This window comes from Ochrobactrum sp. SFR4, from assembly GCF_019730395.1.
In the GTDB taxonomy this organism is placed as follows: domain Bacteria; phylum Pseudomonadota; class Alphaproteobacteria; order Rhizobiales; family Rhizobiaceae; genus Pseudochrobactrum.
The window spans coordinates 1-281 of sequence record NZ_JAAPBB010000678.1 but is presented as its reverse complement, the minus strand read 5'-3'; the positions used below and the strand labels follow the sequence as shown (position 1 = coordinate 281).

1 protein-coding gene is annotated in these 281 nt (G+C 55.9%); it reads left to right on the top strand.

All coding sequences use genetic code 11. The features are described 5' to 3' along the window. The coding region (locus HBA93_RS20775; protein WP_286202103.1) for an acetamidase/formamidase family protein at window positions 1-281 on the top strand (281 nt) is incomplete at both ends.

The window sequence follows — 281 nt, the reverse complement described above, 5'->3', positions numbered from 1 at the left end:
ACAGCTTTGCACCTGCATTGACTGCCGCACCGGGTGAAACGATCCTGTTCCAGTGCCTTGATAGTTCAGGGGGCCAGCTTGGCCCCCGTTCTACCGTCGAGGATGTCAAAGCGCTGGATTTTGCTAAGATCAACCCTGTTTCCGGCCCGATCTTTGTGGACGGCGCCAAACCGGGTGATGTGCTGAAAGTTACCATTGAAAGCTTTACACCGCAGCTTCGCGAAGGTGCTGGCTTTGGCTGGACAGCGAATATTCCGGGCTTCGGGCTTCTGACGGATCAG